This is a genomic window from Streptomyces sp. NPDC018000, from assembly GCF_044328025.1.
Classification (GTDB): Bacteria; Actinomycetota; Actinomycetes; order Streptomycetales; family Streptomycetaceae; genus Streptomyces.
This window is the reverse complement of the sequence record NZ_JBIRGM010000002.1, coordinates 701516-721212: the sequence shown is the minus strand read 5'-3', so window position 1 is coordinate 721212 and position 19697 is coordinate 701516. Positions and strand designations below refer to the sequence as shown.

Genomic DNA, 19697 nt, shown 5'->3' with positions numbered 1-19697 from the left:
TAGCGGTATGGCGTCGATTCGCCTCCCTCTACCGGGGGCGTGACTCGCTCGGGGTCCGCATGAGCCAAAAGACCGTTGTCATCTACGACCGCCTGTCCCGCCTGTTCGCCGAGGAAGCGCCAGACCACCGCATTGCCATCTGCAAGGCGTACGCCGCACAGCGCGGGTGGAAGGTCGTACACATCGCCACCGACACGAACGTCAGTGGTGCAAGCAAGCTGGAAGACCGCCCCGGTATGCGGGAGGTCCTGGCGTGGATGCCCCGCGCTGACTACGTCCTGGCCGCCAAGCTCGACCGGTACGCCCGCAGCGTCCTGGAGTTTCAGCGGCTACTCGACGCCGCCAAGACCACGAGCACAACCGTGGTCACCGCCGATGGTGTGGTCAGCCCCGAAAACGCGAGCATCATCATCAACGTTCTCGCGGCGTTCGCTGAGTACGAGCGCGACATGATCAAGGCCCGCATCACGGACTCAAAGAAGCACTTCCGGGCACGGGGCAACCACCTTGGCGGACTGGCCCCGTACGGGTACGCCGTCGATGGGCCGGTGAACAACAAGCGATGGGTCATCGACGAGACCGCCGCTGCCATCGTCCGCGAGTGCGCCGATCGGCTCATCAACCACGGCGGCTCTCTGACGGGTCTTGCCCGCGAACTGAACGAGCGCGGCGAACTCCCGCCCGCCGACCACGCACGCCAGCGGGACGGCCGGAAGCTGCGCGGGCAGCGCTGGCACTGCACGACCCTGCGCGATGTCCTGTACACCCCGGCGCTGCGCGGCTGGCTTGTGCAGTCGATCCCCGGCGAGAAGCGGGGCGCGCTCACCAATCAGCCCGTACTCGACGCCGAGGCCAACCCCATAGCCGCTGGCCCACAGATCCTCGACGGTCAGACCTGGACGGCCCTCCGCTCAGTACTCGACGGCAAGGCCAAGGGGCGCGGCAGCGAGCGCAAGGGAAAGGCGCTGCTCCTCCACATCGCTCAGTGCTCCGAGTGCGACGGTCACATGTACAAGCAGCGCCGTTCCGTCAAGGGCAAGGACTATTCGCCGCACGTCTGCCCCGAGGGTGTCGGCAAGCACGGCTCACACCGTCCGAACGTGGTCACCGCCCGGTATGTGGAGGAGCTTGTCAGCAGCGAGTTCCTGCGCAAGTTCGGCAACTTCAACTTGCAGCGCTGGACCGAACCCGACGGCAGCGCGGTACTCCAGCTCTCCGAGGTGACACAGCAGATCGAGCGGCTTGCCGGGAACCTTGCGCAGCTCGACCCGAGCGGCACGGCGGCGCGCGTGGTCATCACACAGCTAACGGCTCTTGAGAAGCGACAGGCTGAGTTGCAAGCCGAGGCCGAACACGCCGTGGGCCGATGGGTCGATGCGGGCGGCACCGTGGCGGACGCGTGGGAACAGCGCGACGAGGAGGGGCGGCGGGCGCTGCTCATCGACCTTGGTACGCGAGTCGTAATCCGACCGGCCACACCCGGGGCACCGAAACGGTTCGATGCATCGCGGATAGCGATCACGTTCGACGGCCCGGCATGGCTCCGGGACCTCGACCCGGCAGAGGCAGAACTTGCGGCCATCGCGCAGGACGAGGCGACGGCATGAGCACCCAGGAAACCGCGCTTCACGCGCTGCTCACTGCCGACGTTGACCGGCTGACAGCAGAACTCCGCCGGATGCTGCCGACAGCGCCGAGGGAGTACCGCCCGTGGGTTCGCCTCTCGACAGCGGAGCGAGCCGCCGAGGTCTATTTCACGGCCGACCGGAACCGCGCTGCGGCAGATCTGCGAGAGGCCGAGGACCGGCTAGCGGAGTTCGAACGGGTGCGCGCCACCCTGCCCCCGCTGGTGCTCCGACTCTGGATAGAGGGCAGGTACGGCAGCCGTCTGTCAGCACCCGTCCGTAATCTGCACTCAGACGCCAGCACAGTACGTATGGAGCACGCAGCATGACCCCCGAGGAGATAGCCGCCGAACTCATGGCGACCGTGGCCCGTAACACCCCGGCCCGGATTGCCCAGCGGGAGCGCGAGGAGCGTTCGGCCCCCGTGATTCGGCGAGAGGTTGTGAGGCGGAAGCGAACGGCGGCACTCGCTGAGGAGCGGGAGCGGCAGCGCCAGGAGCGGGCGGCCGAGAGGGAACGCCAGCGGACCGAGAGGGCGGCTGCGCGGACGGCTGCGGAGGCTGAGTTGAAGCGGGTCAAGGCGGAGCGGGCGGAGCGCATGAGAGCGGCTGTTGAGAGGCAGCGGCAGAGGGACGCCAGCAAGGCCGCGTAGGCCAGTCAGAGAACCTTTGAGAGCCCCGGTGAGGATTCCCCCGCCGGGGCTTTCCCGTGCCCGCAGACGGCCGCCTAAGCGCCGCCCCCTCTCTCGCTGACCACGGATGCCGGACCGGTCCCCGCAGGCCGCCAGAAGGCCAACCGCAAAGCCGTAGCCAGACAATTACTTACAGTTACCAAAGCGGTCGGCCGGCTCGAATATGACGGGTTTTCAGGAACGCTTAACTGGCTCACCTCGTAGCGAATGAAGGCACCGAGAGGGTGCCTTTCTTTTGGCCCTGATTTGGATGCATCCAAAAAGGAGGAACCCTCATGCGCGCCAAGTGCGAGTGCGGACAGCCGCTAAAGCCGTACTGCGGTAAGGGACAGCGGCCCCGCTGGTGCTCGCGTAGCTGCCGTAGCCGCGCCTACTACCAGCGCAAGACATACGGCACGACCCACTAACCACCCCTGAACGTCAAGGGGTGCTCAACAGCACCAAGGAGAACCCGACATGACCGAGGCAGAACGACAGCGCGCCCGCGTAGACGCACTCATTGTGTGGTTCGAGGAACGGCTAGAAGAACTCAACTTCTATGGCCCCGGATCGGTACCACTCGACCAACTTGTATTCCCCGACCCATACCGGACGGCCGACGCTCCCGAGAGCAAGCCGCGCCGTGACCGTAACGCCAGCAACACCGCCGCCGCCCTCGCATTCCTGGAGAACGACAAGTGACCACCTTTGATGCCGCCTACTGGACCCGTCAGCGCGACCTACTAGCCATCGACCCCGAGGTTCGGCACGTGAACTTTGCGCGGTTCGTTGCCGACCAGTGCGGGCACGAACTACGACACGTCCAGCACGTTGGTTGGTACCGCTGGAATGGGCGTGTCTGGGAGGCGACCGGCGACGACGGCGCAGCCATGCAGGCCGTGACAGACGGCGCAAAGGAACTCATGCGGCGCGGGGTAGAGAACTCCGCCGACATGGGTTGGGCTGCTGCTGCGGCTAACAAGATGCTCGTAAACCACCAGCGCCGCGCGATGGTTTCCGAGATGGCTGTACTTCCACAACTCCGCTCCTCCGTAGATGAGTTGGATGCACAGCGGCACCTGCTGACGTTCCAGAACGGCACCGTGGATCTCCGCACCGGGGAACTCCGCCCGCACGATCCGGCCGACATGCTCACGCAGTGCGCCAACGTCGATTACGTGCCCGATGCCGAGTGCCCGCGCTGGCTGCGGTTCGTTGAGGAAGTGTTCCCCGATGACTCGGATATGCAGCGCTACTACCAGACCTTTCTAGGCATGGCGATTACCGGCGAGGTGCGCGAGCACGCGCTAGGCGTTTGGTACGGCGAGCACGGCCGGAACGGCAAGGGAACCACCATCCGCACCATGCAAAAGGTGTTCGGAAATGACGTAGTCCATGAGGTGCCGTTCACCATCTTTGAGAACGTGCGCGGGCAGGCTGTCCACACCGAGCAGATAGCAGCGCTGCGAGGAAAGCGGCTCGTGGTCGCGCAGGAGGGAAACCAGGGTGTGCCCATGAATACGGCACTACTCAAGAATCTTTCCGGCGGGGACCGAATCAGCACGCGTCACCTTCACGGAAAGGTGTTCTCTTTCGACCCCACCTTTACCATCGTGCTCGCTACCAACTATCTGCCGGAATTCGGCTCGGGCGGTGCTGCGCTGTGGGCCCGCACTAAGGCAATGCTGTTCGGCGTCTCGTTTGCCGACCGGCGCGACCCCGACCTAGAGCCGACCATTCAGGGGCCCGAGCGAGAGGGTGTGGCCGCATGGGTAGTGCGCGGAGCCGTCCGGTACTACAGCGAGGGGCTACGCGACACGCTAAGCGTCATTGCGGCGACCGAGCAGCACAAGGAAGAGGTAGACCCGCTAAAGCCTCTCGTGGGCGAGGTGTTCGAGTACGACGAAGACAGCGAGGTTAAGCGGTCCGACTTCAACCGGGAGTTGAAGGAGTGGCGCGACGACAACGGCGACAAGTCAGCCAAGTACGCGCCGAGCAACGTCAAGAATCACCTAAAGACGAACGGCGTTACCGAGGTGCAGCGCAAGGGCAAGGGTTGGATGTACCGGGGGTTGTATCTGCTGTCCGACCCGCCCGCGCACGTCGCTAAGGCGGAGGCGTATGGGCCCGGGATTCTCGACCAGACGCAGCACTGACAGCGGATAGGGCCGCTAAAGCGGGAGGGGGTAACAGAAAAGTTGTTACCTGTACCTAGCTCCTATATACGTATGGGAAGAAGGTACAGGTAACAAGAAATCTGTTACCGCCCCACAGGCTTTCGCGGCTTTCCCGCTGACCCCCGAGCCGGCCGTCACGGTCAGGTAACGAATAGCCGCACGGCGCTCGCTATTCCGAACCTTTCCGTCCTTTCGCTTAACCCACACACCTCGTAGAGAGAGAACGGCAAGAGCCGTTCATGAAACCAATATGTGCGGACCCCGTCACCTGTCGAACCCCACACCCGACCAGAGCGCGGACGTTTTAGCTTGTTGGATTCAACGAGGTTGCCTCTCGTTCCTTGGTGCGCCGAGGGCCGGTCAGACCCTTCCCAGTCTGGCCGGTCGCTCAGCACCCCTAAACGTCAAGGGGTGACCTCCTGCGGCTGTCACCCGCAATTCCCCTAATTCTTCGATGAGTTGAAGTCACGCACGCATTGTCGGCGTACTCCTCGTCGGTGGGCCCCCTTGCCCGCTGTGGTCTGTGACAGAGACCCGGCGAGTAAGGGGGCCTTTTTCGTACCCAGGAACCGAGAGGTAACCTCGATGGAATTTGCAAGCAATGATTACCGCAAGGCAGTCACCTACACCGACGCAGCCGCCAAGCGGATTGAGAAGCTGGAAAGCGTTGTCCACAAGGCCACGCGACCGGACGATATTTGGACGCCGGACTATCAGATCCTCGGTACCAACCCGTGGCACTGCGACCTGGCCCCGGCTATAGCCGCTGACCGTTGGGAAAAGGTCGCGGAACTTGACCAGCTTTGTTACGACCTAGAGGAACGGTGGTATGAGCTGGAGAGCGAGGCCGAGGACACCCGCAAGAACGCCGCAAAGGCACATGCCGATGCGCTGCGGAAGGGCACCAAGACGCCAGCAACGGCCACGAAGTCGCTAGAGGCGTACGCGGCCCTTGAAGGTTGCTCGCTGGCGCTCACGGAGACGGCCAACGAACTTCGCCGGGCGCGGGGAACATATGAGGCACTGCTAAAGGATCGCGCATTCCTCAACGAGTATCGCACGGCTGTTATCGCCGAATTCAACGCACGTCGGAAGCAGGCCGCCGAGGCTTTCAGTGCTGCGGCCGGTGCCATCAATGCGACGCGCAGCCGTTACAGCACGCTGCACACGCTGACCATGGGCGGCCTACTCGATATCCCCGAGGACGCGCAGGGGTACCTAGTTCTGCACGGTAAGGGCTGGGGGCAGGCTGACCTATCGTCCGCTGTAGATGTGATCTCCCGGCAGGTAAACGAAACCGACCCGTTCCTCTCGGGCGAGTTCCTGACTGCGTCTATGGATGAGATCAGCGCTAAGGCTGTGGAGACGGCCGAGGAGATCAAGGCTCAGCTTTACCCGGATCGGCAGAACTATCTAGCCCAGATTGGCGGCGTCATGAACACCGGCCTAGGGGTTGCATCCAGTTATAAGTAGCGGGCGGCAGTAAGCGGGGTCGGCTCGGCAGCAGTCACCGGCCCCGCTGTGCACACGAGAGGAATTGCCGCTATGGCATGGGCAACCAGCAACCGGCGCGAGCGGCTACCCGCCAATTGGGCGAAGTTGCGACAGCGCGTAATCCGACGGGCGGGGGGTCGCTGTGAGGGGGTCCTACTCGATACCGGGCAGCGCTGCGGAGAATCGGGCACAGACGTTGACCACATCACCCCCGGGGATAACCACGCCCTAGACAATCTGCAATTGCTGTGCCGTTGGCATCACACGCGGAAGACGCAGGCTGAATCTGCGGCGGCTCGTTCGTTGGCCCCCCGGCCACAATCTGAGATTCCCAGGGTGCAGCGGGAGGCCACGCCCGACCCTTGGTGATCCACGCTGCGAGCGCTGTGAATCTCTGAGTTTGGATCAAATTTCACGGAGTGTAACAGCCGACTGAGACCACAGAAAGTAACCAAAGGGGAGGGGGTAACCCCCTTTCGGCACCTTTCCGGACCGCTAGCGTATAGCAGGCGAGAATCTGCCTGCGCAGCCCCAGAACCAGTTAACCCGCCGTGACCAGCACAAACACCCGCACCCTGGGAGGGGGCACAATGAGTAACCAGAAGATCAGCGCAGAATTCCGCCTAGCCGTGCTCGCTGAATTCGAGCTAGAGAACTACGAACTAACCACCCTTGATCGGGTGTGCTCCGTGCTGGATCAGATCCAGGAAATGGAACACGACGTCAAGACCCGTGGCGCTGTCGTTCGCGGCATCCGAGGGGGCATCGGCCCGAACCCTTGCCTAAAGGAGATTCGCGCCGCCGAGGCATCGTTTATGGCGTTGGTCCGCTCCCTCGGACTGAATGATGCAGACAGCGGGCCGGGCATGTCGGCATCGGCGGCCGGTCGACTGATGGCCCGAGCTAAGCACGGGGTGCGTCGGTAATGGCAAGGCGTAAGCGTAATGACGCACCGGTTGATACCGGCCCTTCCGCTGTAGATGTTGAGCTAGCGCGTCGGTACGTCGCCGCTGGCCATTTCCTACAGGTGCGAGATTTCAGCCGCCCACTTGCCGAAAGCGAACTAGAGGCCGAGGCGCAGGAGTGGGCTACTCGAATTCATCACATGTCGGCGCTGCTCTAAGGGGAATGATGAACAAGACAAAGACTCTCAGCGTGCGTCACACGGATGCCTCCCGCGCAAACCTCGCTGTCATACAGCGGCTATCCGGTTGTGAGACAGCGAGCGAGGCTGTCATACGCGCACTGGACCTGTACGCCGATTACCTGCGGCACCCGCCCGGCACTGTCCTACATGCGACCGGTCACACGCGCCGCGCGGAGGTTGCGAGTGTCTGACGGGAGGATGTGCCAGCGGCCCGGCTGCGAGCGACCCCGTCAGCCTCGGTGCAGCGGGGGACCGAGTCGCCCTTACTGCGGTACCCGCTGTCGACAGTGGCACCGTTCGTTCGTCGCATTCAGCGAGGGTGGCGCATCGCTCGGGCGGGACGCGGGAACGGACGCCGCACTGTTCGCCGAAACCCTCGCTGTCGGCGTGAGAGACCCCGGCAATCTGCCGGTGCTGCATGAGCTGTTCGCCGCCTACGGCCGAGAGTGACCACCCCTGAACGTCAAGGGGTGCTCATGACCCCCGATGACCGGCCCCGCTGTGGGTCTGGCCGTCGGGGGTTTTCTGCGTTCCTGGGGCACCTTCGAAAGAAGGGGGGGAAGTCCGGCCGGCTGAAGGGTGCCGGGCAGTGTCCGCCCCGAGATTGCAAGGGTTTCGTGCCCCTTCGATTCTCAGGCCGAATGGCCCACACCCGTCCCGTTGTTGTTTCTGACGGTCCGTCAGATATCACCGAGGAACGACCCCCGGGTCGCCCTCTTGCGCTGATCACGCGTAGGGGTGACGCTCGTGCACGGACGTGCAACCGACTCGGCAGAGGAGAGCCCAATGGCCCTAAAGTTCCTGGGGATTTGGCCAAACACCCCCGACGACGGATCGCCCACGATCTGGCTGGACGACACGACCGGCGACCTGATCATTCAGTCATGGACGGCGGACGAGGAGACCGTCCGGCAGGCGCAGGAAGTCGGCTCGGTGCCGGGTCACTCCACGGACGTTCCGGATCATGAGAGCGTGATCCGGCTTCCCGCGAACATGCTCCAGTTCATCCCCCGCCCGGACAGTGAGGACAACGGTGGCAACAGCGGTACGTGAATGCCTCGCAAAGGCGCAGCGCTCGGCGATGCACCTTGAGATGCGGGATAGCTACATGCGGGATGACCCGGAGTTCATCCGCTGGCAGGAAGGGCACCGGTACGACCCGGCCGACCGCGAATCGTGGTGGCGCTCGTGGCTGGACGTGGTGGCCGAGACGACCGGCCGAGGGGTTCACATGCGCCGCCTGCGCGTCGTCTCCGAGCCGCTGAGCGACTACGTGCGGTACGAGTACGACGGCACCTTTACGAACGTGGCAGCGGGTGAGGACGTGCGTTGGTTGCCTCGGTCGCTGGCCCGTGGCCTCTTGCTCCCCGCGCTGGACGGGTGGGTCATGGACGAGGAAACCGTGATCCTCCACCACTTCAGCGGAGAGGGTCAGTGGACCGGCCCGCGCATGGAGGTCCACCACGATCCGGAGTTGGCCGCGCGGTATGCGACGGCGTACGAGGCGGCGTGGCAGCGGGCCATCCCGCACGCGGAGTACCGGCCGAGCTGATCACGCACCATGGCTGTCTCTGCATCTTCCAGCGCCCAGCAGGCCCGGCAGGCTCTCGCGGATCGTCTCGCGGAACTCTGCCGGGATGCTGGCCTGTCCGGGCTCGACCTAGCCGAGCGCTGCGAGTGGAGCCGGTCCAAGTCGTCTCGGATCATGAACGCCAAGACGCCCCCGTCCGCTGACGACATTCGGGCGTGGTGCAAGGCGTGCGGGGCCGAGGAGCAGACCGAAGACCTGGTTGCCATGCTGCGGACGGCCGAGGGCATGTGGGTTGGCTGGCGACGCATGGAGCGGGCCGGACTCAAGCAGGCTCAGGAGGCGCGCCTACCGCTGTACCAGCGGACCCACCGTTTCCGCTCGTACTCCTCGTGGCTCGTGCCCGGCATGATCCAGACGCAGCCGTACACGACAGCAGCGCTACAGGCGATCCAGCGACGGCGCGGCCTGGTGGACGACGTGGCCGACGCTGTGGCCGCGCGCATGGAGCGTCAGCGGGTTCTGTACGAGGGCGGCCGACAGTTCGCGTTCCTCGTTGAGGAGTCGGTTTTGCGGGCCGGAATCGGCGGCGCTGAGGTCATGTCCGGACAGCTCGGCCACCTGATCTCGATTGCCTCACTTCCCAATGTCAGCTTGGGAGTTGTGCCCATGACGCCCGACCGGGAGCGCTGGCCAGCCGAGGGGTTTTGGATCTACGACACAGCACAGGTCAACGTCGAGTTGATCTCTGGCTATCTCACGCTCACGCAGCCCAGCGAGGTAGCCATGTACGCCGAGACGTTCGCGGAGCTGGCAGCGCTGGCCGTCTACGGGGCCCCCGCGCGTGCGCTGATCACATCGGCCATGGATGCCCTCGCGTGATTCGCGTGCAACCTCGTGCAATCTCCTGGGAGTTGGGGTTCCGCTCTCTCTAGCTTGGTCGTCATCGGACCACGTGAGGGGACGGCGACGCGATGGCGAGCAAGACGCAGCAACCCGAGACAGACGCAAGCCAGTGGGAATACTCGACCTACGCGCCCGCTGGCGAGACGTGCCCGGCGTGCATGAAGCCGATCAAGAGTCTTGAGCGCTGCCGACGCGGAACGCTCGAACGGCAGTCAGGCCCGCCCGTCGTCGTCTACCGGCACGCCGACAGGTGCCCGCAGTGAACACCCCGGCGCGGGTCCGCAGACAGCGGGAGGAGTCGCTACCGGCCCCGGAACTGGTGTCCCTCATAGACGACCCCAGCGGCCCGTACGCGGACTCTCCCGAGGGTTGGTGGACCGAGTACGGCGGTGCGCTGGACGTGCGCTCTGGAGTCGTCTACCTGCCGCCCACGGCCCCGCTCCCGCCGTGCCCGTTCCCGTGCCGGACGTGCCGGGCGAAGGGTCGCCAGTGAGACGCACGCGCGTCCTGGTGCTCGCCCTCGCTGAGTTTCTGGCGTGGTCCCTCGTGGGCCTGGTGTTCTCGCTGCTCCTCTAGGTTCCGCCTCACCCGTGCTCGCGGCGGCGCGATGCGGTGGGGGCGGGGGACACTCCCCGTTGCCGACACAGCGAGGGGCGGACCGGCCCCGTTCGTGCGCTTCCCCCGTGGCGTATGGGCGGGGCTCTCTGCCGCTGGCGAGTGCCTATGTATGGTTAAGCCAGGCACTCACCCTCGTGGCCAGTGTTCAGCGCGGCCAGCAGGTCGGTGACCTCAGCGCCCCGCACCTCCCCAACCACCAGCCGGTCGGGCCGCATCCGCAGCGCCTGCCGCACCAGGTCCCTCAGGGTCACTCGCCCCGCGCCCTCCTGGTTGGCAGGGCGCGACTCCAGGCGCACCACATGCGGGTGGTCCGGCCGCAGCTCCGCCGAGTCCTCGGCAAGCACGATTCGCTCACGCTCCCCGACCGCACCCAGCAGGCTCGACAAGAGGGTCGTCTTCCCGGCCCCCGTCCCCCCACTGATCAAATACGAGACCCTGGCTTCCACCAACGCCCTCAGTAACCGGTCGCCGCCCGGCGGCACGGTCCCCGCCGCAATCAGCTCCGCCAGCGAGAAAGCCATGGGCCGCACTACCCGCAGCGACAGACACGTCGAGCCGACGGACACCGGCGGCAGCACGGCATGCATACGGGTGCCGTCCGGCAGCCGTGCGTCCACCCAGGGCCGGGCGTCGTCCAGCCGCCGCCCCGCCACGGCCGCCAGCCGCTGCGCCAGCCTGCGCACGGCGGCAGCGTCCGGAAAGGTCACCCCGGTGAGTTCGAGCCCGCCGCCCCGGTCCACCCACACCCGGTCCGGCGCGGAGACCAGGACATCCGTCACGGCCGGGTCGGCAAGGAGCGGTTCCAGCACCCCGGTCCCGACCAGCTCGCCGCGCAACTCATCGGCCACGCCGAGCACTTCGGCATCGCCGAGCAGCCGCCCCTGGGCCCGAAGAGCTGCCGCGACCCCGGCCGGGGTCGGCGCCGCACCGCTCTGCGCCAGCCGCTGCCGTACGGCATCGAGCAGCGTCTCGGTCATGGCGCACCCCCACCGGCGCGTCCCCCTGTGCCCTCCGGGGCGAGTGCCCGCTCCCAGAACGCCGTGCAGAACCTGGCCAGTGGACCGCGTGCACTGCCGCCAGGCGGTGCACCGCCGTCCTGGGCGGCCAGCAGCCCTGCGTCGAGCGGGAGTTCACCGGCAAGCGGCAGCCCCAGCGCCCGCGCCACCCACCGTTCGTCGAGGCCCGCCGCATACGGACCGCGTGCCACCACCCGCAGGTCGTCCAGAACCATCCCGGCCATCGACGCCACCCGCTTCGCCGCCGCAACTGCACGAAGCTCTCCCGGGACCACCAGCAGCCCGAGGTCCAACTGTGCGAGCGCCTCGGCCACCGACTCGTCGACCCGGCGCGGCAGGTCGACGACGACCACCCCGCCGAGCCTGCGCGCGGCTGCCAGCACGGCCTGTATGGCCTGTGGCGGGATGACCACCCAGTCGTCGCGGCCCCAGCTGAGCACCCGCAGACCGTGCAGTGCGGGCAAGGACTCCTCCAGTGCGCCTCCGCCGACCCGCCCTTTGGAATGGGCGAAATCCGGCCACCTCATCCCCTCGGCCCGTTCGCCGCCGAGCAGAACATCGATGCCCCCGCCGAGCGGGTCGCCGTCAATCAGCATGGTCCGCCGTCCGGCCCTGGCCGCGGTCACCGCGAGGGCGCAGGCAAGTGTGGATGCGCCGGATCCGCCCCGTCCGCCGATCACCCCGACGGTGAGTGCCGGCCGACCCACTCCTTCCGCCGCATTGGCGATCTGATCGACGAGCCAGCCCTCCGAATCGGGCAGCCTCAGCACATATTCGGCCCCGATCTCCACGGCGCGGCGCCAGACATCCGGGGCGTCCTGATCCCGGCCGACAAGCATCACACCGCGCCTGCGCGCCGCTCCGCGGCACCGCTGGGCGGCATCGTCCCCCACGAGAATCATCGGGGCCTGCTCCCAGCTGCCTCTATGTTCGGGCAACGAGTGATGAACTTCTGGTTCCGCTCCGGCGGCCGCGCACAGACGCAGCAGATCGTCGAGGAGTTCCACATCCTCGGTCACGATCAGCGGTCCGCCCCGCCGCTCTTCGGCGGTCGGCATACGATCCCGTGCGATGGATTCAGCCACGATCTCCGCCCCCTTCTCACTGCACCTTCATCGCGGTTCGCGGTGATCTCGGAGCGTTCCAAGATCGGCGATTCCACAACCCGCGGACTTCGCGGCTGGAATCACCGTGCAACGCTTCGGAAAATCGTGTGGATCTTGCTCAAATACTGTGGACAACTCCACCGTTGTGAATATCTCTGTCGCTCATCCCGGTGACTTCCGGAGAGCAGCACTTCCACTACGCACCGTGACGATTCAGGATGGTGAAAGACGGAACCAGAAGCGGGCCGTCACGGCCGAAATGGAAGGAAAATGTCTGATTCCGAACGACAGAAGCACGTCCGGACATGCGACGACCCCCGCCGGGGGGGAGAGCGGGGGTCGTCCCCACGGCCGACTCGGGGGGGGAGGAGCCGGACCGGGTTAGCACGGTCGCGAACGATCCGTGACTTCCATGGTGTACCCGAGAGCCTTCCCAGGCAAACCCACGCGCCAGAGTTTACGCCGAATGGTGGGCCCCTATGCTCTGCCTTGTGGAAAACCGCTTCTTGCCGCGCACAGCAGCCTTCTTTGACCTGGACAAGACGGTCATTGCGAAGTCTTCGACGCTGACCTTCAGCAAGTCCTTCTACCGAGGCGGGCTGATCAACCGCCGCGCCGTACTGCGCACTGCGTACGCACAGTTCGTGTTCCTTGCCGGGGGCGCAGATCACGACCAGATGGAGCGGATGCGGGAATATCTCTCCGCGCTCTGCAAGGGCTGGAACGTCCAGCAAGTGAAGGAAATCGTCGCCGAGACCCTGCACGATCTGATCGACCCGATCATCTACGACGAAGCGGCGACGCTCATCGAGGAGCATCACACCGCCGGGCGGGATGTGGTGATCGTCTCGACCTCGGGCGCCGAGGTGGTCGAGCCGATCGGCGAACTGCTCGGCGCCGACCGAGTCGTCGCCACCCGGATGGTCGTCGGTGACGACGGCTGCTTCACCGGCGAGGTGGGGTACTACGCGTACGGGCCGACGAAGGCCGAGGCGATCAAGACACTCGCAGTGTCGGAGGGATACGACCTCTCACGCTGCTACGCCTACAGCGATTCCGCGACCGATGTGCCGATGCTGGAGTCGGTCGGCCACCCGCACGCGGTGAATCCGGACCGCGCCCTGAGGCGCGAAGCGACCCTCCGCGAGTGGCCGATTCTCGTGTTCGACCGACCGGTTCGACTGAAGCAGCGACTGCCCACGTTCTCGATGCCGCCGCGCCCGGCGTTGGTCGCGGCGGCAGCACTGAGTGCAGCCGCCGCGACAGCGGGACTGGTCTGGTACACCTCCCGCCGCCGCAGCACCACGGCCTCCCTCTGATGATCGGGCCGGGAGACCGATCGGTCCAGTGCATGCGGCCGAGCCGAGTTGTCCAACTCGCCCGTAATTGAACCTAAAAGTAAAGAAGTGTGGCCGACACTACCGCTCACACCAGCTCAGGAGGTAGAAAGGATTCAACGGCCCGCGAGACCAAGGACGTCCGAAAGGATTACCTGATAACGCAGAGAAGGCCCCACGGACCGAGCATGAAAACCGAGCACCCACGCGACGTCGACCCGTCGATTACGGGCCAGCCGCACCAGGGAACGGGCAAAGCCCCCGACCTGATGGGCACATATCGAGGACGCATGGTAACTGGGTAGACGTGCCAGCGGCGGTACCGAGGACGGTGCCGCCGCAACCCTTTTACCGGGCAGTGGAGTTGCCACGGTGAAGCTATTCATTCGCCCCACCCGGTTGCCGCGCCCACTCCTAAGGGCCCCGCCGCCCTGCTATGCGGCGCCGCGCTGCAGCGCCTCGCACACCGCCGTCGATTCCCTGACGCCCAGCTCCACGGCGCGCCCGCAGTGCGCGATCCAGGCTGCCATCCCATCCGGCGTCCCCGACAGATAGCCCTCGAACGCAGCGATGTACGCCGCCCTCCCCTGCTCGGCGTGGCCCACCTCGGCGGGGCAGATCGATTTGGGGTCGAGCCCGCTCCCGATCAGCACGATCCGCTCCGCGGTACGCGCGACGAGGCCGTTGTACGAACCGAAAGGACGCAAGGCCAACAGTTCACCGTGCACAACTGCCGCCGTCACCAGCGCGGGCGCCGCAGTACCCGAAAGGATCAACCCGGAGAGCACTTCCAGCCGCCCAGCCACCTCCTCGGCATCCGGCAACGGCGCTTCGATCAGCGGTTCGTCCACGGGTTCGCCCGCCAGCCGCGGCCGACCGACAGTATCCTCGGGCGCCGCGCCACCGGCCGCAACCAGATGCAGCCGCGCCAGGACGCGCAGTGGCGACTGCCGCCAAATGGAGAGCAGTTGTCCCGCTTCGGCAGCGAGCCTGAGGGCCGCCCCGATCACATGCGCCTCACCGTCGCCGCTGAAGTCGGTGCGCCGGCGCACCTCCTCCAGATTCCAGTCAGCGCCGGACAGCGCCGCCGAGCCACGGGCACCGCGCAGCGCCGCTTCGGCGGTGACCTCGTTACTGCGGCGCCGCATGACGCGGTGACCGTAGACCCGGTCGACGGCCTTGCGTACGGAGTCCACCGCGTCGGCGACCCCCGGCAGGGTGCCCAGGGTGGCGAGCGGATCAGAGGCAGTCGTACTCATAAGTAGCGAGGCTACGCGTCCCCCTGCACCGATACCGGCGGGAGTGGCCTTCTTCACGAAGCGCGACAGCGGAGTGCAGTCGAGCCGCTACCCTAGGTGAACATGAAGATCGCTTTCGTAGGGAAGGGCGGCAGCGGCAAAACCACGCTGTCCTCTCTCTTCATCCGCCACCTTGCCGCCAATGAAGCCCATGTCGTCGCGGTGGACGCCGACATCAACCAGCACCTCGGGGCTGCGCTCGGCCTCGACGACCACGAGGCCGCGGCGCTGCCCGCCATGGGAGCCCAGCTGCCTCTGATCAAGGAGTATCTGCGCGGCAGCAATCCCCGTATCGCCTCCGTGGAGACAATGATCAAGACAACTCCGCCCGGCGAAGGCTCGCGGCTACTGCGGGTCCGCGAGGACAACCCGGTCTACGACGCGTGCGCCCGCACGGTCCGGCTCGACGACGGGGAGATCCGGCTGATGGCCACAGGGGCGTTTACCGATTCGGATCTGGGTGTGGCTTGTTACCACTCCAAGGTCGGTGCAGTCGAGCTCTGCCTCAACCATCTGATCGACGGCCCCGACGACTATGTCGTCGTTGACATGACAGCAGGTTCGGACTCCTTCGCTTCCGGGATGTTCACCCGCTTCGACATGACGTTCCTGGTCGCCGAGCCGACCCGCAAGGGCGTCTCGGTCTACCGCCAGTACAAGGATTACGCGCAGGACTTCGGGGTCGCGCTGAAGGTCATCGGCAACAAGGTGCAGGGCGAGGACGATCTGGACTTCCTGCGTGCCGAGGTTGGCGACGATCTACTGGTCAGCGTCGGGCACTCCGACTGGGTACGGGCCATGGAGAAGGGCAGGCCGGCCCGCTTCGAGCTGCTGGAGGCGGACAACCGCATGGCTCTGCAAGCACTGCAGAACGCCGCGGAGGATTCGTACGAGCAGCGGGACTGGGAGCGCTACACGCGACAGATGGTGCACTTCCATCTGAAGAACGCGGAGAGCTGGGGCAATGAGAAGACGGGTGCCGACCTGGCGGCCCAGGTCGACCCGGCCTTCGTGCTCGACGAGCGGTACGTGCAGGACGGCGCCGCTCAGCCTGCCTGATCTGTCAGAGCCCCGGCCGGGAGGATGCCATCGTTCCGGCCGGGGCTCCGTTACGCCCTCAAGTGGCAGTCGCATCCGAAGGGTGTGCAGTTCGGTGGCCGTGCGTGGCACCGAACTGCGTCACCGAGCCGGCGACTGACCCGATCCGCACCCGGCATGAGCCCTGTCGGCCCCCGACGCGCGGTCCGTTTCCGCCTCGGACGCCCGGCTCAGACCGACCGGCAAACGGATCACTTGAGACGTCGGGTGGTGGGGCGTCCCAGCGGTGTTCCAGGAGTCGCGGCAAAAGCCCGTCGCCGCGCTGCGGCCACCACATTCTCCCGCCCCTCCGGACGAGGGGTGCGCCCGCCGATGAGCTCCTTGCCCGCCGAAGAGAAGCCGCTGCTCGCGCTTGAGACCGGAGGACGTTGGCCTTCCAGCTCCCCACAAAGACTTGGCCTGGTCGCTCTCGCTCTTCCACTCATCGACGGACCAGGTGCCGATACCACCGTCGGGGCCGCAGAAGTGGCTATTGAAGTGGGTGCCGATCTCGTCGCCGCCCTCCCAGGCGGGAAATATGCATTGAATTGCTGACGTAGCACGGTCAAGAGCGCGTGCATCTCTGTCGGAATGAGTCATGACAGGTCATATGAAAAGCGGCTTATTCACTTGAATAGGTGAATGAATGATCCATTTGACCTCAACCATGGACGCAGATCTTTACTCTCCATTACGATCTGTTTACTGAGCGTTGAGAAATCCCGCCGCTGCACGCCGTGAACCACGGCCGCGTCCCCCACGTTCCGCGACCGCGCTGCCCCGGAGGAGACGGGAACATGTCTGCTTGCGTCCCCACTCGTCATGACCACACATCCCGCAGTTCGCGCCCATCCCGCGCCTCGGGAATCAAACGACCGCACAGCCCACCACCGCCGCAGCGCGGCGGACGATTCCGCATCGCGGGCGCCGACCTGTCCGCATCGATCACGGTCTTCCTGCTCGCCGTCCCCATGTCGCTCGGCCTCGCCGTCGCCATGGACGCCCCGCTGGAGGCAGGCCTCATCGCCGCCGCGATCGGCGGAATCGTCGCCGGACTGCTCGGCGGCACACCCCTCCAGGTCAGCGGCCCGTCCGCCGGACTGACCGTGGTCACAGCCGAGTTGATCCAGAACTACGGCTGGCGCACCACATGCGCTGTCACCATCGGCGCAGGACTTCTGCAGATACTGCTGGGCTCGTTGCGGGCGGCGCGCAGCGCTCTCGCCGTCAGCCCCGCCATCGTGCACGGCACCCTCGCCGGCATCGGCGTGGCCATCGCACTCGCCCAGCTGCACATCGTGCTCGGCGGCTCGCCTCAGAGTTCGGCCGTCGCCAACGCCCTCGCCCTCCCCGACCAGCTGGGGAGAGTGAGTCCGGCCGCCCCGCTGATCGGCATGCTGACCATCACCGTCCTGATCCTGTGGCCTCGGCTTCCGGGGCGGATCGGCCGAGTGGCACGGCGGATTCCGGCTGCCCTCGCCGCGGTGGTGACCGCGACAGCCGTGGCTGCGATCGCGGCGCCCGGGATCGCCCGGGTCGATCTGCCGTCCTGGCGCTCGCACGCCCTGCCGGAGATGCCCCACGGCCCCGTACTCGCCCTGGCCACTGCTGTGTTCACAGTGATGCTGGTGGCCAGTCTGGAGTCGCTGCTCGCCGCGGTCGCCGTGGACAAGCTGTCGGCCGAACGCGCTGGCGAGCAACCAGCGACCCGGTCCAAGGACGACTTGACGTCGGCCTCAACCTCGGCCTCGGGTTCGGATTCGGTTTCGGATTCGGATTCAGCCTCGGGCCCGGGCCCGGCGTCTTCGTCCCCACCGGACCCGCTCGTAAGACGCTCCGATCTCGACCGTGAGCTGCGCGCCCAGGGCATCGCCAACACCCTGTCCGGGCTGGCCGGCGGGCTGGCGGTGTCCGGCGGTGCCGTGCGCAGTTCGGCGAATGTGCGGGCCGGAGCGACGGGCCGTGCCTCCACCGTGCTGCACGGCGTCTGGGTGGTGCTCGCCGCCGGGCTGCTGGTCACCGTCCTGGAGCGGATCCCGCTGGCCGCGCTCGGCGCGCTGGTCATGATGGTCGGCATCCAGATGGTGAGTTTCGCCCATATTCGCAATGTCCATAAGCACCGGGAGTTCCTGGTGTACGGGGCGACCATCACTGGCGTGATCCTCTTCGGCGTGCTCAAGGGTGTGGTGATCGGCATCGCGGCGGCGGTGGCCGTCTCCCTGCACCGGCTGGCCCGGACCGGGATCACCGTGACCGAACAGGACGGCCGGCATCTGGTGGTCGTACGGGGCCAGTTGACGTTTCTCGCAGTGCCCCGGCTCAGCCGGACGCTCGGCCAGCTGCCCCCGGGCGGGGATGCCGTCGTCGAGCTTGACGGCTTCTTCATGGACCATGCGGCGTACGAGGCAATCCAGGACTGGAGCACTGCCCAGACGGCCCACGGCGGCCGCGTCGTCTTCACCGGCAGGTCCGGCGGCCGGATCGCCGAGCCCGCATCGGCGGCGCATTCCTGCTGCCACCCCTGGACGCCGTGGCGCAACCATCACTGCCACGACCGGCCCGAGCAGACGCCCGAGACCCACCATGGCCGCCTCGGCGCGGGCCCAGATCCCAGCTCCGGATCCATCGAGGACCGCGCCCTCGAGAACGACACCCCTCACGACGCCACCGGAGCCCACAGCACCCCCGGCCCGACCAGCTCACCCGCCGCCACCCCGCGCCGGACCGGCGGCAACCACCTGGTCAGCGGTCTGAGTTCGTTCCAGCGGAACACCGCTCCGCTGGTGCGCGAGGAGCTGGCCCGGTTGGCCCGCGAGGGTCAACGCCCCTCCCATCTCTTCATCACCTGCGCCGACTCCCGCCTGGTCACCAGCATGATCACGGCGAGCGGCCCGGGTGACCTGTTCACCGTGCGGAACGTCGGCAATCTGGTACCCCCGCCGGACACCGAGTCGGGTGACGACTCGGTGGGCGCCGCGATCGAGTACGCGGTGGATGTGCTGAAGGTGGAGTCCATCACCGTCTGCGGACACTCCGGCTGCGGCGCGATGCAGGCTCTGCTCGGCACCAGGCCGGACCCGGACACTGCGCCGACATCCCTGTGGCGCTGGCTGAGACACGGGCTGCCAAGCCTGAAGAGGATGGCGTCGCGGCATCATGCCTGGGCCCGGATCTCCGGCCGCCTTCCGACCGATGCGGTGGAGCAGCTCTGCCTCACCAATGTGGTCCAGCAGCTGGACCATCTGCGGGCCCATGAATCAGTGGCGCGGCGGCTCGCCGAGGGCACGCTCCAACTGCACGGGATGTACTTCCACGTAGGCGAGGCGCAGGCCTATCTGCTGACCGAGGGCGCGAGTGCCGGACTCGCGCTCGAAGAGGTCTTCGACCGCGTGGGCCCTGGCGACACCCACGCCTCGTCCGATTACTACGCCTCGACCGACTCCCGTTCCCCCAGCGATGCCTGCACCCCCGGGCCCACCGCCGCCCCGGGTGACCCATCCGGTTCCGGCGAGTTGGAACGTACCGGCGTCTGAACCGCGTTCGTCCCCGGTCCGTGAGACCTTGTGGCCCCGCCTCCGAACCGCTTCGAATCGCTCCGTGCCGCCGTGCTCCGTACTGCGTTGCACTGCGGCGCCCCGCGCCGGACCGCACTTGGAGGCGGGACCGTGTCTCCATACACGAGACACAGGTCTAAACCA

Annotated in this window: 16 protein-coding genes and 1 pseudogene; 14 read left to right on the top strand and 3 right to left on the bottom strand. The window is 66.4% G+C overall.

The window, feature by feature from the left end:
- Window positions 1–59: 59 nt before the first annotated feature.
- From ACH4EW_RS07855 to ACH4EW_RS07805, 11 genes are all read left to right on the top strand, one after another.
- Window positions 60–1607, top strand: a complete 1548-nt coding sequence (locus tag ACH4EW_RS07855) for a recombinase family protein (protein ID WP_398252921.1) — start codon at window positions 60–62, stop codon at window positions 1605–1607.
- The gene (locus ACH4EW_RS07850; RefSeq protein WP_398252918.1) at window positions 1604–1954 is read left to right on the top strand and encodes a hypothetical protein; all 351 of its coding nucleotides are present in this window, start codon (window positions 1604–1606) and stop codon (window positions 1952–1954) included. Before ACH4EW_RS07855 ends, ACH4EW_RS07850 begins: the two co-directional genes overlap by 4 nt.
- Window positions 1951–2277 carry a hypothetical protein gene (locus tag ACH4EW_RS07845; protein WP_398252915.1) on the top strand — a complete coding sequence of 109 codons (327 nt, stop codon included), beginning with the start codon at window positions 1951–1953 and terminating at the stop codon, window positions 2275–2277. The genes ACH4EW_RS07850 and ACH4EW_RS07845 overlap by 4 nt, the downstream gene beginning before the upstream one ends.
- A gap of 495 nt (window positions 2278–2772) precedes the next feature.
- On the top strand, window positions 2773–2997 hold the full coding sequence (locus ACH4EW_RS07840) for a hypothetical protein (protein WP_398252912.1): 225 nt from the start codon (window positions 2773–2775) through the stop codon (window positions 2995–2997).
- Window positions 2994–4451, top strand: coding sequence for a phage/plasmid primase, P4 family (locus ACH4EW_RS07835; protein ID WP_398252909.1), 1458 nt, complete (start codon window positions 2994–2996; stop codon window positions 4449–4451). Before ACH4EW_RS07840 ends, ACH4EW_RS07835 begins: the two co-directional genes overlap by 4 nt.
- A 606-nt stretch (window positions 4452–5057) precedes the next feature.
- The gene (locus ACH4EW_RS07830; RefSeq protein WP_398252906.1) at window positions 5058–5945 is read left to right on the top strand and encodes a hypothetical protein; all 888 of its coding nucleotides are present in this window, start codon (window positions 5058–5060) and stop codon (window positions 5943–5945) included.
- A 611-nt stretch (window positions 5946–6556) separates the two neighbouring features.
- Window positions 6557–6892 carry a P27 family phage terminase small subunit gene (locus ACH4EW_RS07825; RefSeq protein ID WP_398252903.1) on the top strand — a complete coding sequence of 112 codons (336 nt, stop codon included), beginning with the start codon at window positions 6557–6559 and terminating at the stop codon, window positions 6890–6892.
- A 1007-nt stretch (window positions 6893–7899) separates the two neighbouring features.
- On the top strand, window positions 7900–8166 hold the full coding sequence (locus ACH4EW_RS07820; protein WP_398252900.1) for a hypothetical protein: 267 nt from the start codon (window positions 7900–7902) through the stop codon (window positions 8164–8166).
- The gene (locus ACH4EW_RS07815) at window positions 8147–8665 is read left to right on the top strand and encodes a DUF6879 family protein (protein WP_398252897.1); all 519 of its coding nucleotides are present in this window, start codon (window positions 8147–8149) and stop codon (window positions 8663–8665) included. The genes ACH4EW_RS07820 and ACH4EW_RS07815 overlap by 20 nt, the downstream gene beginning before the upstream one ends.
- Window positions 8666–8674: 9 nt before the next feature.
- The gene (locus tag ACH4EW_RS07810) at window positions 8675–9523 is read left to right on the top strand and encodes a helix-turn-helix domain-containing protein (protein WP_398252894.1); all 849 of its coding nucleotides are present in this window, start codon (window positions 8675–8677) and stop codon (window positions 9521–9523) included.
- 283 nt (window positions 9524–9806) lie between these two features.
- Window positions 9807–10040: a hypothetical protein gene (locus ACH4EW_RS07805; protein WP_398252891.1), complete on the top strand. Its 234-nt coding sequence runs from the start codon at window positions 9807–9809 to the stop codon at window positions 10038–10040.
- Between the two features lie 247 nt (window positions 10041–10287).
- Here the strand turns inward: ACH4EW_RS07805 and ACH4EW_RS07800 are convergent.
- Together ACH4EW_RS07800 and ssd are read right to left on the bottom strand one after the other, a co-directional pair.
- Window positions 10288–11142, bottom strand: a pseudogene (locus tag ACH4EW_RS07800) (TadA family conjugal transfer-associated ATPase); the annotation flags it as partial.
- Window positions 11139–12239 (bottom strand): septum site-determining protein Ssd, encoded by a 1101-nt coding sequence (ssd, locus tag ACH4EW_RS07795; RefSeq protein ID WP_398253341.1) that lies wholly within the window; start codon window positions 12237–12239, stop codon window positions 11139–11141. The pseudogene ACH4EW_RS07800 and the gene ssd, both read right to left, overlap by 4 nt.
- Window positions 12240–12766: 527 nt before the next feature.
- Between ssd and ACH4EW_RS07790 the strand changes: the two genes are divergently transcribed.
- On the top strand, window positions 12767–13606 hold the full coding sequence (locus ACH4EW_RS07790) for an HAD family hydrolase (protein WP_398252888.1): 840 nt from the start codon (window positions 12767–12769) through the stop codon (window positions 13604–13606).
- Window positions 13607–14058: 452 nt separating this feature from the next.
- Here the strand turns inward: ACH4EW_RS07790 and ACH4EW_RS07785 are convergent, their stop codons facing one another.
- Complete coding sequence (locus ACH4EW_RS07785; protein WP_398252886.1) at window positions 14059–14883, bottom strand: oxidoreductase; 825 nt, start codon at window positions 14881–14883, stop codon at window positions 14059–14061.
- Window positions 14884–14985: 102 nt separating this feature from the next.
- Here ACH4EW_RS07785 and ACH4EW_RS07780 point away from each other — a divergent pair, with 102 nt between their 5' ends.
- Both ACH4EW_RS07780 and ACH4EW_RS07775 read left to right on the top strand, forming a co-directional pair.
- A complete protein-coding gene (locus ACH4EW_RS07780) occupies window positions 14986–15981 on the top strand; it encodes an ATP-binding protein (protein ID WP_398252883.1) in 996 nt (331 codons plus the stop codon).
- Window positions 15982–16796: 815 nt separating this feature from the next.
- Window positions 16797–19532, top strand: coding sequence for a bifunctional SulP family inorganic anion transporter/carbonic anhydrase (locus tag ACH4EW_RS07775; RefSeq protein ID WP_398252880.1), 2736 nt, complete (start codon window positions 16797–16799; stop codon window positions 19530–19532).
- Window positions 19533–19697 lie beyond the last annotated feature (165 nt).